This is a genomic window from uncultured Allobosea sp. (assembly GCF_945956895.1).
GTDB lineage: Bacteria > Pseudomonadota > Alphaproteobacteria > Rhizobiales > Beijerinckiaceae > Allobosea.
In genome coordinates this window covers 1-14,964 of sequence record NZ_CAMFJF010000067.1, presented here as the reverse complement: position 1 = coordinate 14,964, position 14,964 = coordinate 1, and the positions used below count along the sequence as shown (strand labels likewise).

Here is a 14,964-nt window from a genome sequence, read left to right as displayed (position 1 = left end):
GTCTCGATCTCGGGTCTCCACATGGTGCTGGCGGCCGGCACGATCTTCTGGCTGGTCCGCGCGTTGCTGGCGCTGTCGCAAACGGTCGCGCTGCATTGGCCGATCAAGAAGATCGCGGCGGTCGCCGCCATGCTCGGCGCGACCGCCTATTGCATCTTTTCCGGCAGCGATGTCGCGACCGAGCGCTCGCTGATCATGACACTGGTCATGCTCGGCGCGATCCTGGTCGATCGCGCGGCACTGAGCATGCGCAACCTCGCGCTCGCCGCGATGATCGTGCTGCTGCGCGAGCCCGAGGCGCTGCTCGGCCCGAGCTTCCAGATGTCCTTCGGCGCGGTCGCGGCGCTGATCGCCTTCGCGGAGCGCTGGGAAAGAAGAGACCGCACCGAGCCACCGACCGTGCTGCCCTGGCCGCTCGGGCCGCTCTGGGCGGCGTCGCTCGGAATCGTGGTCACCACGATGCTGGCGACGGCCGCGACCGCGCCCTTCGGCGCCTATCACTTCCAGACCTTCAACCCCTTCGGCCTGCTCGGCAACGCGATGGCGCTGCCCTTCGTCTCGCTCTTCGTGATGCCGGCGGCGGTATTCGGCGTGCTCGCCTATCCCTTCGGGTTGGACTGGCCGGCTTGGGCGCTGATGGGGCTCGCCTCCGATGTTGTGCTCAAGGTGGCGCATTGGGTCGCGACCATCGACCATTCGACGGTGACGGTCGCGGCCTTCGGTCCGGCGGTGCTGGGCTGCTTCGCGGTGACCTTGCTCTGGCTGACGCTCTGGACCACGGCCTGGCGCTGGCTGGCAGCCCTGCCGCTAATCTTCGGCGTCGCTATCGCCGGCAAGCCGGAGCGGCCGGAAATCCTGATCGAGCGCGACGGTTCCGGGCTGGCCGTGCGCGGCCCGGACGGGCGCCTCGCCATCGCGGGCAAGCCCAGCCGCTTCGTCCTGCAACAATGGCTCGCAGCCGATGGCGACAGCCGCTCGCCCGACGATCCGACGCTGCGTGCCGGCATCGCCTGCGACCGCCTGGCCTGCGTCGCGCAGACAGTCGGCAAGCGCACGGTCTCTTATACGCGCGAGCGGCTCGCCATCATCGAGGATTGCCTGCGGGCCGATCTCGTCGTCACGGCCATTCCCTGGAGCGGGACCTGCAAGGCCAGGCTGATCGAACGCATGGTACTATCGCGGGACGGCGCGACCTCGCTCTATCGCACGGGTTCGGGATGGAGCAGCCATGTCTCCGAGCCAAGCACGGCTGATCGCCCGTGGAGCCGCCATAAGTCGACGCCCGCAGCCCAACCGGCACCGGCATCATCAGCCGCCGCCGTCGAGAGCGATACAGAACCCATGTAGGACAGCCCGTTACGGGGGCCGTTTCAGGCCGTCATTGCGAGAAGCGAAGCGACGAAGCAATCCAGGGGGACTGGGTCGCAGCCGTTCAACCCAGTCCCCCCTGGATTGCTTCGCTGCGCTCGCAATGACGGTTTCCGTATCACGAGCGCCTTCAGTAGCGCCGCATCAGGTTGACGAGACGCCCCTGAATCTTGACCCGGTCGGGGCCGAGAACGCGGGTCTCATAGGCCGGGTTCGCGGCTTCGAGTGCGATCGAGGAGCCACGCTTGCGCAGGCGCTTCAGCGTCGCTTCCTCGTCGTCGATCAGCGCCACGACGATATCGCCGGTATTGGCCGTATCCTGCCTGCGGATGACGACGGTGTCGCCGTCGAGAATGCCGGCCTCCACCATCGAATCGCCGCGTACTTCCAGCGCGTAATGCTCGCCGGAGCCGAGCATGTCCGGCGGCAGCGAGACGGTGTGGCTGCGGCTCTGGATCGCCGAGATCGGCGTGCCCGCCGCGATACGGCCCATAACGGGAATCGCGATGGAATGCCGGCTATCGTCCTCGATTGCTGCGGGGCGCGGCTTGGCGACGCTCGGCTGCGCGCCGAGACCGCCCTGCACGACGGCCGGGCTGAAGCGGGGACGCGGCTGCGGCGCGCCGAGCCCGTCGGGCATCTTGATGACTTCGAGGGCGCGCGCCCGGTTCGGCAGGCGGCGGATGAAGCCGCGCTCCTCCAGCGCCATGACGAGACGATGGATGCCGGATTTCGAGCGCAGGTCGAGCGCGTCCTTCATCTCGTCGAAGGAGGGCGGCACGCCACTTTCGCGCAAGCGTTCCTGGATGAAGCGCAGGAGTTCGTGTTGCTTGCGTGTCAGCATGGTCGCCGCCAGCCCCTCAAAGCGCGGATTCGAAACAAATCACGAACACCATACGCGTTCTGCTTGTGTTCCGCAAGCGGCCTTGCCGCCGCGGAAGCGTGAGTGGGCAATATGGAAGACACGCCGTCATTCCGGACAAGCCGCGTCAGCGGCGCCGATCCGGAATCCATCGAAGAGCGCCGCACTTTACGATAGATTCCGGGTCTGCGCTGCGCTTGCCCGGAATGACGTCGCGGAGAAGGAAAGAGCGCGCGCTCTACCGTAACGGCAGGAACCGGCAGGCATCGCCCTTCTTGGCCGGAGCGGCATGGGCTGGACGGATCGTCAAGGCCTGGGCGCGTGCGAGCGTGCCGAGCATCGAGGAATCCTGCCGGTCGAAGGGCGTCGCCACCCAGCCTTCCGGCGTCAGCGCAAGCTCCGAGCGCAGGTAGTCCTCGCGCTCGTCATTGCCGGGCATGTCGCGTCCCAGAATGGCGGGGATGCTGCGATCGCGATCGGCCTCAGCGATGCCGAGCAGCGCCTCGATCAAGGGCAGCACGAAGAGATGGCCGCAGACGATCGAGGAGACCGGATTGCCCGGCAGTCCGACCACGACCATGCGGCCAAGCCGCCCGGTCATCATCGGCTTGCCCGGCCGCATCGCGATCTTCCAGAAGCCGAGCGTCATGCCGGCCCTTGTCAACGCCTCCTGAACGAGGTCATGCGCGCCGACCGACGCGCCGCCGAGCGTGATCAGCACATCGGCATCCCGCGCCTGTGCGATCTTGCTGGCGAGATCGGCATGGTCGTCGCGGGCGATACCGAGATCGAGAATCGTGCCGCCGGCCTTTTCGACCAGAGCGGCGAGCGAGAACGAGTTCGAAGCGACGATCTGGTCGCGACCGACCGGCTCGCCCGGCGCCACCAACTCGTCACCGGTTGCCAGGATCGCGACCCGCGGCTTGCGTCGGACGGGCAAGGCCGGATGCCCCATTGCGGCGGCGAGGCCCAGCGCCGCGCTATCGAGCACGCGCCCAGCCGATAGCAGGACGTCGCCCTCATGGAAATCGAGCCCCGCAGCACGCAGGAACTTGCCCTTGGCCGGCGGCACGCGCACGCGGATCACCGGGCTGCCGACGCCGTCCGCGTCTTCCTGCATCAGGATGGTGTCGGCGCCCTCGGGCATCGGCGCGCCCGTGAAGATGCGCACCGCCTGTCCCGGCCCGACCGCGCCCTCATAGGCTCGGCCGGCGGCGGATTCACCGATGACAGTGAGCGAGACGCCTTGCGCCATGTCGTCCCCGCGCACGGCATAGCCGTCCATGGCGGAATTCGCGAAGGGCGGTTGGGTCCTGAGCGCCTTGAGATCACCGGCCAGCACGCGCCAGGCAGATTGCGCCAGCGGCAGGGTTTCCGCTCCCGTCGGCCCCGGAATGCTGTCGAGCAGCGCCTTGCGCGCGACGGGGACCGGAGTGAGCGCCATCAGCTAGCTTTCGCGTCGTAATCGCCGGATTGACCACCGGATTTGTGCAGCAGGCGGATATTCTCGATCCGCATCGCCCGGTCGACGGCCTTGACCATGTCGTAGACGGTGAGACAGGCGACGGAGACGGCGGTCAGTGCCTCCATCTCGACGCCGGTCTGGCCCTTCATCTTGACTTCGGCGCGTACGCGCACGCCCGGCAGAGCCTCGTCGATCGTGAGATCGACGGCGATCTTGCTCAGCAGCAGCGGGTGGCAGAGCGGGATCAGTTCATGCGTGCGCTTCGCCGCCATGATCCCGGCGAGGCGTGCTGTGCCCAGCACATCGCCCTTCTTGGCGTTGCCGTCGCGCACGATCGCGATCGTCCCAGGCGCCATCACCACCTGGCCTTCGGCGATCGCTATGCGGGTCGTCTCGGCCTTGCTGCCGACATCGACCATATGCGCGGCGCCTTGCGCGTCGAGATGGCTGAGCCGACTCACGCCGCGACGGCCTTGCCGGTGAGCAGCGCCTGCGTCGCTGCGGTGACGTCGGCCTGCCGCATCAGGCTTTCGCCGACGAGGAAGCTGTTGACGCCGCTGCGGTTCAGGCGGGCAATGTCAGCATGGGTAAAGATGCCGCTCTCGCCGATGACGATCCGGTCGGCCGGCACGCGCGGCGCCAGCCGCTCGGTCACGGCGAGATCGACATGGAAGCTGCGCAGGTCGCGGTTGTTGATTCCGAGCAGGCGGCTTTCGAGCTTCAGCGCCCGGTCGAGCTCGGCATCGTCATGGACCTCGACGAGGACATCCATGCCGAGTTCCTGCGCGGTCTCGTTCAGGGCGCTCGCGGTGGCGTCGTCGACCCCGGCCATGATGATCAGGATGCAGTCGGCGCCCCAGGAGCGGGCCTCGTAGACCTGATAGGGCTCATAGAGGAAATCCTTGCGCAAAGCCGGCAGGCCGGAAGCCTCGCGCGCCTGCGTCAGGAACTCCGGTTGCCCCTGGAAAGAGGGCGCGTCGGTCAACACCGAGAGGCAGGCCGCGCCGCCGGCCGCATAGGCGCGGGCGAGCGAGGGCGGGTCGAAATCGGCGCGGATCAGACCCTTCGACGGGCTCGCCTTCTTGATCTCGGCGATCAGCGCAGGCGTCCCTAGAGCGAGCTTGCCCGCGAGCGCATCGGCAAAGCCGCGCGGCTTGGAGGCCGCGCGGGCGCGGCGTTCGATTTCGGCCTGCGGAACGGCAGCCTTGGCGGCCGCGATCTCTTGACGCTTGTAGGCTTCGATCTTCGCGAGGATGTCGGTCATGCCGGCCTCACGCGTTCGAGGCTTTGATCAGGGCGGCGAGCGTTGCCTTGGCCTTGCCGGAATCGAGCGCGGCCGTCGCCTGGGCGAAGCCGTCCTTCAGGTCCTTGGCCTTGCCGGCGACGAGCAGTGCCGCAGCCGCATTGAAGGCTGCGATATCGCGGAAACCGGTCTTCTCTCCGCCGAGCACGGCGTTCAGCGCCGCCGCGTTCTCCTCTGGCGTGCCGCCGCGCAGGGCTTCCGGCTTGGCCGGCTCAAGGCCGACATCGGCGGGGCTGATCGAGAAGCTCTCGATCTTGCCGTCTTCCAGCGAGACGACGCGGGTCGGGCCGGTCGTGGTGATCTCGTCGAGTCCGTCCGAGCCGTGCACGGCCCAGACGCGGGTCGAGCCGAAGGAGGCCAGCACCTTGACCATCGGCTCCAGCCAGGTCTCGGAGAAGGCACCGATCAGTTGGCGCTTGGCGCCGGCCGGGTTGGAGAGCGGACCGAGCAGGTTGAAAATCGTGCGCGTGCCGAGTTCGGTGCGCACCGGTGCGACATGGCGCATCGAGGCATGGTGCGTCGGCGCGAACATGAAGCCGACGCCGGCCTCGCGGATGCAATGCTCGGTCGCGGCCGGGTCGAGCCCGACCTTGACGCCGAGCGCGGTCAGCACGTCCGCCGCGCCGGAGCGCGAGGAGGCCGCGCGGTTGCCATGCTTGGCGACCGGCACGCCGCAAGCGGCGGTGATGATCGAGGCCAGCGTCGAGACATTGTAGGAGCCGGAGGAATCGCCGCCGGTGCCGACGATGTCGATCGCCTCGGGCGGCGCCTTCACGGGCAGCATCTTGCCGCGCATGGCGCCGACGGCGCCGGCGATCTCGTCGATCGTCTCGCCGCGCACGCGCAGCGCCATCAGGAAGGCGGCCGATTGTGCGTTCGTCACTTCGCCCGAAAGGATGGTGTCGAAGGCGTCGCGCGCTTCCTCGCGGGAGAGCGTCGCGCCGGTCGCGACCTTGGCGATGAAGGGTTTGAAATCGTCCATGGGAACTCTGCGGAATCAGGCTGAAGGGGTCAGGGCGGAGGCTTCGCGTTCGCTCTGCCATCGCTCCGCGAGATCGAGGAAATTCCGCAGGATCGTCGCGCCATGCTCGGAGGCGATGCTCTCCGGATGGAACTGGACGCCGTGGACCGGCAGCTCCCGATGCGAGAGCGCCATGATCAGGCCGTCATCGCTCTCCGCCTCGATCTCGAAGACGTCCGGGCAGGAGGCGCGCTCGACCACGAGCGAGTGATAGCGCGTCGCCTGCAGCGGCCCGTTGATGCCGCGGAACAGACCGCGCGCCCGGTGACGGATCGGCGAGACCTTGCCGTGCATCGGCAGGGGCGCGCGCACGACATGGCCGCCGAAGGCCTGGCCCATCGCCTGCAGGCCGAGGCAGACGCCGAAGATCGGCTTCTTGCCCGCGCCTTCCTTGATCAGATCGAGGCAGATTCCGGCTTCGTTCGGCGTGCAGGGGCCGGGCGAGAGCACGATCGCATCGTGATCGCCGGCAAGCGCTTCGTCGACGGTAAGCGCGTCGTTACGCCAGACATCGACCTCGGCGCCCAGCCCACCGATGAGATGGACCAGGTTCCAGGTGAAGCTGTCGTAGTTGTCGATCAACAGAACGCGCATGGCCGAACCCGTGAATGCGGCTTGAGGTCATGCACGTTCGGGGGCGGGGTGGTCAAGTTTTGAGCGGGAGGAGGCGGCATGTCCGCGCGCGTCATGCTCGGGCTAGACCCGAGCATCTCAGGACGAGAAGGCGCCTAATCTTGCGAGAGATGCTCGGGTCTGCGCTTCGCTTCGCCCGAGAATGACGCTCGCGGCCCGGGCATGGCGTGCTCGATTTCATCCCCGCGCGCTGCGCGACATGCCCGCCGTGCGCGGTTGCGCCAGTCCCGGCGCTGTCTCGACGCCGAGAGCCGGCAGGGCGAGCGTGCGCTGGCCGCGGAAATCGACATGGCAGACGATCAGTCCGCGCTCCTCGATATAGCTGAGCACGCGCCGCGCCCGGCTCGGCGAAGCGCTGCCATAGACCTCCGCCAGCTCGGCATCGCTGGGGCAGGGCCGGCCCTCGATCGCGGTACGGGCGATGAAGAGGAAGAGCCCTTGCAAGTCCTCCGGCAGCGAGCCGGACGCTTCGACGGCCGCCTGCCAGCCCTCGCTCGTCGCGATGCTGTCGCTGACCCCGGCGCGTGCCACCGCGAGGCGGCGGCGGAATTCCTCCAAGCTCAGATGCGTGCGGCCGAGCCGGCGCATCCGGCAGCGCACGGTGAAATCCTGGTAGAGCACCGCGACCTGGCGCGAGCGCGCCTCGGGATCGCCCATCAATTCGCGCAGGATCTCGACCATGATCGCCTCGCGCTCGGCCGGCTCCAGCTCGATCTCGGGTTCGGGCTCCGGCTGCGGGGCAGGGCGGTAGTTCTCGATCCGGCGCAGCACCTCGGTCGGGTCGGGCCGCGGACGTGGTGCCGGACGCACAGGCCGCGCCATCGGTAGCGGCTCGTCCTCGCCCCGTGTGAAGATCAGCTTGCCGGCATCCTCCGGCGCCTGCTCGGGCAGCGGCATCAGGCCCGGCGCGCCGCCGCGATCGACCGAGGAGACCGTGCCGATCCGGATCGGCAGCGGGCGCTTCGACAGGGCGGGGCCGAGCGCGACGAACTGGCCGCGTTCGAGGTCGCGGAACATCTCGGCCTGGCGCCGGTCCATGCCGAGCAGGTCGGCGGCACGCTGCATGTCGATGTCGAGGAAGGTGCGGCCCATCAGGAAGTTCGAGGCTTCCGCCGCGACGTTCTTGGCGAGCTTGGCGAGGCGCTGGGTCGCGATCACGCCGGCAAGCCCGCGCTTGCGGCCGCGGCACATCAGGTTGGTCATGGCGCCCAAGGAAAGGCGGCGCGCCTCGTCCGAGGCCTCGCCCGCCATCACCGGCGCGAAGAGCTGCGCCTCGTCGACCACGATCAGCATCGGGAACCAGAGCGAGCGGTCGACATCGAAGAGCCCGCCGAGGAAGGCGGCGGTGGCGCGCAACTGCTCGTCGGCTTCGAGATTTTCGAGATTGAGCACGACCGAGACGCGGTGCTGGCGCACGCGCAGCGCCACACGCTGCAATTCGGCCTCACCGCATTCGGCATCGACCACGACATGGCCGAACTGATCGGCCAGCGAGACGAAATCGCCCTCGGGGTCGATGATCGCCTGCTGCACCAGCGGCGCGCTCTGCTCCAGCAAACGGCGCAGCAGATGCGATTTGCCCGAGCCGGAATTGCCCTGCACCAGCAGGCGCGTCGCCAGCAATTCGGCGAGATCGATCAGACCGGGCTCGCCGGTCCTTGTCGTTCCCATCTCGATTGCGGTGGTCATGCGGGCGGTGAATCGTCGGGTTGGATCAGGCGCGGATGTGCGGCCGGCGCTTCTAGCACGGCCTTTCCCTCGCTGGACGTGAGGAAGCCCTGCCTTCCACAGGCAATGCGCTTCAGCGCGGGCAGCGCAGGGCGCGCTCCTGCCGGAGGATGTCGGCGATCGCCCGGTGGTCATTGGCGGAAAGCGGCAGATCCTCGACATTGTCGTACTGGCAGCCGGCATTGCCGAAGGCCGCGATCGCGCGCTTGGTGCGGAAGCAATAGCCTTGCGCCTTGTAGATCTCGTTGCGCTGGGTCCAGAGATCGGCGCAGGCTTGAGGATTGGCGAGCGCGGGGCTCGCGATACCGCCAGCAAGCAGGGCAGCCGCAAGGAGCGGCAGGCAAAGGCGGTGCATGGGGCGGTCTCCGGCAACAAGACGTGGAACTTTGCGGGTCGGTCCCGTCGAAGGCAACACTCGCCGCCCGGAACATCCCGGATTTTTGGCGTAATGCGCCACGCCGCTACGGCTTCTTCATCTCGAGGCAGGTGAGCACCTCGACATAGCTCGGCGGTCCGCCGAAAGTGGCGCCCTCGACGCAGGCCGTTCTGGCGCTGGGCTGGAACTCGCCCCAGCGCGCAGTCAGCGCAGCGCGGGCCCGTTCCTCATCGGCCTGGCAAGCGCTGGCGGGGCGGCCGACATTGATGCCCGACTTGCCGACATCGCGGCACGAAGCGGAGATGTCGAAGCGCGGCGGCGAATCCGCGATCGGAACGACGGGCGCTGTGGCGGGATTGCTGGAGAGAGACATAAGAACGAGACCGGCGGCGAGCATGGCTGCCACTCCAAGGAAGACACCCCGCCCCGGAACGCAAGGCGGCCCGGAAAGTTCCGCGTGAAAGTGCGCTCAGGCCGCCGGAGGCGCCTGGCGCCTGATCACGCTGATATCCCCGGCCGAATGCGCCGCGATGTCCACGATCGCGATGTCGGGCCGATCGATCGCGGGGAGGCCGCGTGCCTCAGTCGCTCGATGCACGAAGACGAGGCTGGCCAGGGCCGGATGCTCGGCGAGCCGCGAATGCGCCAGCGCCGGCTCCATGGTTCCGGGCAGGACCAGATGGACATGGCGTCCGCCTTCGATGCAGGCCTGCAGGTCGCCGAGATTGAACAGGCCGAGCGTGAGCAGTTCGATGCCACTCAGCATCGCCATGCCAGGCCCGCTGGCAAGAGCTGCAAGGTCGCCGCCGACCAGGGTCGTCACGATGCGTGACGAGACGGTCGGTTTGAGCGTCCGCGAGATGTCGAGCGCCTTCGCGAGCAGATCCCGCTCCGACAGCTTGAACGGCCCCCGCAGCGCCACGCCGTCGCAAACCTGCAGCACCGGCCGCTCGACGAGTTGCGGCAGTGGGTGCAGCGTCGGGTTCGCCATCAGCATGTCGAGTGGGGCGACCCCGTCGGGCACGTCCGGCCCGAAGCCGCCGACGAAGCGCGTACCGAAAGCCCGCATCGCGAGATTGCGCAGCGTGAGCAGCGGTCGCAGCGATCCGACGCGGCTGACGCCGAGCGCCATCACCGCGCCGGCCGTCTCGATCAACCGGAGCAATTCGAGCTCGTTGCCGTGCAACGGCAACATGAGGGGCGACAAGCCAGCGCGCAGGCTGGCCAGGATCGAGACGATTGCCTCCGGTCCGAGCGGAGCCAGGATCGCGACGCTCGCGCCCGGCGTTCCCTTGTTGATGGCGAGCAGCCGCGCCAGCCGGTCGATGCGCTCGTCGAGATCGAGGAAGTTGACCGAGCCCGGCGTGACGTCGCTCCAGCCGCGCCGGCCCGGTGGATCGCGCAAGGCTGCATCATAGCCGCGGCTGCGGGTCAGGGCCGCGAGCAGTGTGTCGAGATCGAGACCGTCGAGCAAGGCTGAGGCTTCGTCCTGTTCTGCCCGCATCGACAAACCCTAGTTCGCCGGGGCCGACGCGGCCGGGAGGCGCGCCAGCGTTTCGTTGGAGAGGAAATAGGCCGGCTGCCGCCCCGCCAGAACGACGCCGCGTGCCAGCGCGATCCAGGTATCGGGCAGGTAATACAGCGGCACGACGTAGAAGCCGGAGATCAGCAAGCGATCGAGCGCGCGCACCGCCGCGACGAAATCCTCGCGCTCGCGGGCCCCGAGCAAGGCCTGCAGAACGGCATCGACCGCGGGTGATTTCACGCCGGCATAGTTCAGCGAGCCGTTGCGCGCGGCATTGGCCGAGCCCCAGCGCCCGATCTGCTCGTTGCCGGGCGAGGCCGAGGCCGGCCAGGTCCACTGGATCATGTCGAAATCGAAGGCTGACAGACGCCGCCAGTACTGCACGTCGTCGATCAGGCGCACCGAGACGGCGATGCCGAGGCGGGCAAGCGACTGCGCATAGTTGAGCGCGAGCCGCTCCTGTGGCCGGCTGGTCACGGTGATCTCGAAGGCGAAGGGCTCGTCCTTGCCGTTGCGCAGCACGCCGTCGCGCAGCGCGTAGCCGGCGGCCTTGAGCAGATCGAGCGCCTTGCGCGCCTGCTCGCGATCGCGGCCCGAGCCGTCGGTCTCCGAGGGCCGCCAGGTGCCGGCGAGGATGTCCTCGCGCACCGCGCGCGGAAATGCGGCGAGCAACGTCTTCTCCCGCTCGTCGGCGGGGACGCCGAGCGCCGAAAGGTCAGAATCGGAGAAGAAGCTCCCGGCCCGGCGGTAGACGCCGTGGAACAGGTTGCGGTTGACCCATTCGAAATCGAACAGCAGGCCCAGCGCCTCGCGGACCCGGACATCGGCGAAGATCGGCCGTCTCGTGTTGAAGACGAGGCCTGTCATGCCCTTGGGCGTGTCGAAATGCAGGGTTTCCCGGCGGATGCGCCCGTCATGCACGGCCGGCACGTCGTAGCCGGTCATCCAGCGCGTCGGGTCGCCCTCGATGCGGATGTCGTAGAGCCCGGCCTTGAACGCCTCGAACAGCGCGTTCGAATCCCGGTAGAAGTCGTAGCGGATCTCGTCTGCATTATAGAGCCCGCGCGTGAGCGGATGATCCTCGGCCCAGAAGTCCTTGCGCCGCCGCAGCGTGAGCGATTCGCCGGGCCGGACATCCTCGACGGCATAGGGGCCGGAGCCGAGCGCCGGCTTGAAACTGGTCTCGCCGAAGGTCTCAGGCTGGGTCGCGTGCTTCGCAAAGATCGGCATCGCGCCGATCACCAATGGCAATTCGCGGTTGGAGCCGTCGCCGAGCTCGAATTCGACGCGTCGGGGCGAGATGGCCGTGGCCTTGGTCACGCGGCCGAGGCTGGAGCGGTGGAACGGCTTGCCCTTCGCCTTCAGCATCTCGAAGGTGAAAATCACGTCTTCGGCGGTCACCGGCGTGCCGTCCGAGAAACGCGCTCGCTCGTCGACCTCGAAGGCGAGATGCTTGCGGTCCGCGTCGAGCGCGACGCCGGAGGCGAGCAGGCCGTAGGCTGTGAAGGGCTCGTCGGCCGAGCGGTAGAGCAGGCTCTGCTGGACATATCTCGGCACGGCATCGGGCGCGACGCCGAGCACGACGAGCGGATTGAGGCTATCGAAGGTGCCCTGGATGCCCATGACGATGCGCCCACCCTTGGGCGCCTTGGGGTCGGCATAGGGCAGATGCGCGAATCCGGGCGGCAGCGCCGGCTGCCCATGCATTGCGATGGCATGCCGCAGTGGAGCCGAATCGGCCAGAGCCTCACGGCCGCGCGCCAGGACGGCGAACGGGGCCAAAGCCAGTAAAAGGTTGACCCCGCGGCGGCTCATCGCCTGGGGCAATCGAAGAAATTCCATCACACGACCTGATTCCCTCGGCAAGAATAGCATGGGAGCTGCGTGGTCACGCAGCTATTCGGGCTGGAAACCGCGGTGCGAACTCGCTAAAGGCGAGGGCAGGGTGTCATTCAAACGCCTCAATCGGCCTTGATGTGCACGGCTTGCGATGGCCTGCGCCCCATGCGATTGGGCCATCAGCGGTGACGCGCGCGGCTTGCGAAGTCGTGATCCCGAATTCGCTTGGTAAGGAAAGACAAGGAATGTCCGCTTCGTATCGCCTGTCATCTCGCGCGCTCGGCCTCGCGCTCAGCGCTGCCATCGGCTTCGCGCCTGTCGCAGCCTTCGCCCAGGCTCCGGCGCAGCGCCCGGCGCCTGCCCGTCCGGCTGCTCCGGCCCAGCAGCCCGCCGCTCCCGCCCAGCCCGGCGGCGCAGCGCCTGCCGGCCCGACCGTCGTCCAGGTCAAGCCTGAGCCCTCGCAGACCAGCTGGACCAAGGTCTGCGGCAAGGACCCGGCTGCCAACAAGGAAATCTGCTACACCACCCGCGACTTCGTCTCGGATCAGGGCCAGCCGGTGCTCGCCGTCGCGATCTATGATGTGAAGGGCGACGCCAACAAGATCGTGCGCTTCCTGATGCCGCTCGGCCTGCTGCTGCAGCCCGGTATTCGCTTCGGCGTCGATACCGCGCAGCCGACCGGCGGTCGCTATGCCATCTGCTTCCCGAACGGCTGCTTCGCCGAGTCGCAGGTCAAGGACGACTTCATCAACGCGATGAAGAAGGGCACGAACCTGAACGTCAGCGTCCAGAACCAGGGTGGCCGTGAATTGACCTTCACCATCCCGCTGGCTGACTTCGCCAAGGGCTTCGAGGGCGCCGCGATCGATCCGAAGGTGCTCGAGGACCAGCAGAAGCAGCTCCAGGACGAGCTCGGCAAGCGCCAGGAAGAGCTGCGCCAGCGCCTCGGCTCCGGCGGCGCCAGTGCCGCTCCCGGCGCTGCCCCGGCTCCTGGCGCCGCGCCCGCGACCCCGCCGAAGCCCTGAGCGCCGGCGCAAACGCCTGATATCGAAAAGGCCGGTCCCTCGCGGGGCCGGCTTTTTTCTTGGCGCTCGGTGGTTCCCGACGGAGAGATGCCCGTCATCCGGAGCAAACCGCGCCGATCCGCGCTCCTCATCGAGCTTCGGATTGACCGCGCGCTTCGCGCATGAATGACGCTCGGTCTCCGGCCGCGGGCGCTTGGCGTCCGCCTGTCTCCATTCCATATTGCAGCGATGCCGCCACGCACCCGCAAATCTGCCAAGCCCGATCGTGTCGTCCGCGACGAGGAGATCGAGATCCTGCCGCCGCGCCGGGCGCTGCCGCTCGACTGGAGCGTCATCGTTCCGACCGTGGCCTTCGGCACGTTCACGGGTTTCGCAGCCAGCCTGATCGTCGGAGGCGGCGGGGTCATCCGCCATGCGGTCGTCGGCGTGCTCGGCATGCTGGTCGGGCAAGGCATCGTGCGCCTCACCGGCTGGCGCCTGAATACCGGCTATGGCTTCCTCGACGATGCCGGCATGGCGGTCATTGGCGCCATCCTCGTCATCCTGCTGGCGCGCTTCATCGCCTGAAGCTCTCCGTCCTTGCGAGCGCAGCGAAGCAATCCAGGGGCGGCAGTGCTCTACGTCCCCCTGGATTGCTTCGTCGCTTTGCTCCTCGCAATGACGAGAGGGATTGACCCGCTCCGCATGGATGCGGAACTTCAGCCGGCACGCGTCGTTGGTAGGCGCGCATCCGCGCATGGCTAGGGGAACTTCTTCGATGGAAAGCTTTGCCGCCACCATGGCCCAGCCGGGCTATGGCTTCTTCATGACGCTGCTGATCGGCCTGCTCGCCGGCTGGATCGCCGAGCGCCTGACCTCGTCCGATCACGGGCTCTTCACCAATATGCTGGTCGGCGTCGCTGGCTCGTTCGTCGGTGCCAAGGTCGCCGAACTCATGGAGATTCCGGTTTTCGGCTTCTGGCGGACGCTGACCGCAGCGATTGCCGGCGCGATCATCGTCATCGTGATCTGGAACGCGGCCCGCGGTCGCAGGTGAAGCTCTGTTGCCGGGGCCGGGAGTTGCGGCAGAGCGCTTTGGGGATTAGCTAGAGGAAGCCGGCTTGGCCGGCTCCTGCTGTTGAAGCCCGGACCCTGTTATGGCGCTTGTTCTCGACCTGCTGAACCGCGATCCGCGGCCCAATGCCGGCAATCCGAAGGCGCAAGCCGCCGAGGTGCGCCATCCCGAGAAGCAGAAGCGGCCGGAGAACCCGGTGCTGCGCAAGCCGGACTGGATCCGCGTCAAGGCGCCGGGCTCGCCGAAATGGGCCGAGACCAAGGCTATCGTGAAGGCCGAGAAGCTGGTCACGGTCTGCGAGGAAGCCGGCTGTCCGAATATCGGCGAGTGCTGGGAAAAGAAGCACGCCACCTTCATGATCATGGGCGACACCTGCACGCGGGCCTGCGCCTTCTGCAACGTGAAGACCGGCGTGCCGCAGCCGCTCGACCTGGAAGAACCCCGCAAGATCGCCGATGCCGTCACCAAGCTCGGGCTCGAGCATGTCGTGATCACCTCGGTGGACCGCGACGACCTCAAGGATGGCGGCGCCGAGCATTTCGCCAATGTGATCAAGGCAATCCGCAAGGCTTCGCCCGGCACCACCATCGAGATCCTGACGCCGGACTTCCTGCGCAAGCCCGGTGCGCTCGAAGTCGTCGTGGCGGCCAAGCCCGACGTCTTCAACCACAATCTGGAGACGGTGCCCGGCAAGTATCTCAAGGTTCGCCCGGGCGCGCGCTATTTCCATTCGCTGCGCCTGCTGCAGCGGGTGAAGGAGCTCGA

16 protein-coding genes are annotated in these 14,964 nt (G+C 67.8%); 5 read left to right on the top strand and 11 right to left on the bottom strand.

Going from position 1 to position 14,964, the window contains the following annotated elements:
* Window positions 1-1,347: ComEC/Rec2 family competence protein (locus Q0Q02_RS20385; RefSeq protein WP_293812217.1), on the top strand; the 1,347-nt coding region annotated here is incomplete at its 5' end.
* A gap of 151 nt (window positions 1,348-1,498) precedes the next feature.
* On the opposite strand, the gene lexA is transcribed toward Q0Q02_RS20385, so the two are convergent.
* The 11 genes from lexA to Q0Q02_RS20330 all read right to left on the bottom strand — a co-directional run bounded on the left by lexA (window position 1,499) and on the right by Q0Q02_RS20330 (window position 12,096).
* Window positions 1,499-2,212: a transcriptional repressor LexA gene (gene lexA, locus Q0Q02_RS20380; RefSeq protein WP_293812215.1), complete on the bottom strand. Its 714-nt coding sequence runs from the start codon at window positions 2,210-2,212 to the stop codon at window positions 1,499-1,501.
* 256 nt (window positions 2,213-2,468) lie between these two features.
* Window positions 2,469-3,674, bottom strand: a complete 1,206-nt coding sequence (gene glp / locus Q0Q02_RS20375; protein WP_293812213.1) for a gephyrin-like molybdotransferase Glp — start codon at window positions 3,672-3,674, stop codon at window positions 2,469-2,471.
* Window positions 3,674-4,156 (bottom strand): cyclic pyranopterin monophosphate synthase MoaC, encoded by a 483-nt coding sequence (gene moaC, locus Q0Q02_RS20370; RefSeq protein WP_293812211.1) that lies wholly within the window; start codon window positions 4,154-4,156, stop codon window positions 3,674-3,676. Before moaC ends, glp begins: the two co-directional genes overlap by 1 nt.
* Window positions 4,153-4,959, bottom strand: coding sequence for an indole-3-glycerol phosphate synthase TrpC (trpC, locus tag Q0Q02_RS20365; RefSeq protein WP_293812210.1), 807 nt, complete (start codon window positions 4,957-4,959; stop codon window positions 4,153-4,155). The genes moaC and trpC overlap by 4 nt, the downstream gene beginning before the upstream one ends.
* Window positions 4,960-4,966: 7 nt before the next feature.
* A complete protein-coding gene (gene trpD, locus Q0Q02_RS20360; RefSeq protein ID WP_293812208.1) occupies window positions 4,967-5,980 on the bottom strand; it encodes an anthranilate phosphoribosyltransferase in 1,014 nt (337 codons plus the stop codon).
* 15 nt (window positions 5,981-5,995) lie between these two features.
* Complete coding sequence (locus tag Q0Q02_RS20355; RefSeq protein ID WP_293812206.1) at window positions 5,996-6,613, bottom strand: aminodeoxychorismate/anthranilate synthase component II; 618 nt, start codon at window positions 6,611-6,613, stop codon at window positions 5,996-5,998.
* A 216-nt stretch (window positions 6,614-6,829) separates the two neighbouring features.
* The gene (locus tag Q0Q02_RS20350; RefSeq protein WP_293812205.1) at window positions 6,830-8,341 is read right to left on the bottom strand and encodes an ATP-binding protein; all 1,512 of its coding nucleotides are present in this window, start codon (window positions 8,339-8,341) and stop codon (window positions 6,830-6,832) included.
* 112 nt (window positions 8,342-8,453) lie between these two features.
* Window positions 8,454-8,735 carry a YARHG domain-containing protein gene (locus Q0Q02_RS20345; protein WP_293812203.1) on the bottom strand — a complete coding sequence of 94 codons (282 nt, stop codon included), beginning with the start codon at window positions 8,733-8,735 and terminating at the stop codon, window positions 8,454-8,456.
* Between the two features lie 106 nt (window positions 8,736-8,841).
* Window positions 8,842-9,153 (bottom strand): hypothetical protein, encoded by a 312-nt coding sequence (locus tag Q0Q02_RS20340; protein WP_293812201.1) that lies wholly within the window; start codon window positions 9,151-9,153, stop codon window positions 8,842-8,844.
* Window positions 9,154-9,225: 72 nt separating this feature from the next.
* Complete coding sequence (locus Q0Q02_RS20335) at window positions 9,226-10,260, bottom strand: AMP-binding protein (protein ID WP_293812199.1); 1,035 nt, start codon at window positions 10,258-10,260, stop codon at window positions 9,226-9,228.
* A gap of 9 nt (window positions 10,261-10,269) precedes the next feature.
* The gene (locus tag Q0Q02_RS20330; RefSeq protein WP_293812197.1) at window positions 10,270-12,096 is read right to left on the bottom strand and encodes an extracellular solute-binding protein; all 1,827 of its coding nucleotides are present in this window, start codon (window positions 12,094-12,096) and stop codon (window positions 10,270-10,272) included.
* A gap of 269 nt (window positions 12,097-12,365) precedes the next feature.
* Between Q0Q02_RS20330 and Q0Q02_RS20325 the strand changes: the two genes are divergently transcribed.
* The 4 genes from Q0Q02_RS20325 to Q0Q02_RS20310 form a co-directional block, all read left to right on the top strand.
* Window positions 12,366-13,145 (top strand): invasion associated locus B family protein, encoded by a 780-nt coding sequence (locus Q0Q02_RS20325; RefSeq protein ID WP_293812196.1) that lies wholly within the window; start codon window positions 12,366-12,368, stop codon window positions 13,143-13,145.
* A 228-nt stretch (window positions 13,146-13,373) separates the two neighbouring features.
* Window positions 13,374-13,712 carry a GlsB/YeaQ/YmgE family stress response membrane protein gene (locus Q0Q02_RS20320; protein ID WP_293812194.1) on the top strand — a complete coding sequence of 113 codons (339 nt, stop codon included), beginning with the start codon at window positions 13,374-13,376 and terminating at the stop codon, window positions 13,710-13,712.
* A 190-nt stretch (window positions 13,713-13,902) separates the two neighbouring features.
* Window positions 13,903-14,181 (top strand): GlsB/YeaQ/YmgE family stress response membrane protein, encoded by a 279-nt coding sequence (locus tag Q0Q02_RS20315; RefSeq protein ID WP_293800857.1) that lies wholly within the window; start codon window positions 13,903-13,905, stop codon window positions 14,179-14,181.
* A gap of 100 nt (window positions 14,182-14,281) precedes the next feature.
* A partial coding sequence (locus tag Q0Q02_RS20310) for a lipoyl synthase (protein WP_293812192.1) occupies window positions 14,282-14,964 on the top strand: 683 nt, incomplete at its 3' end.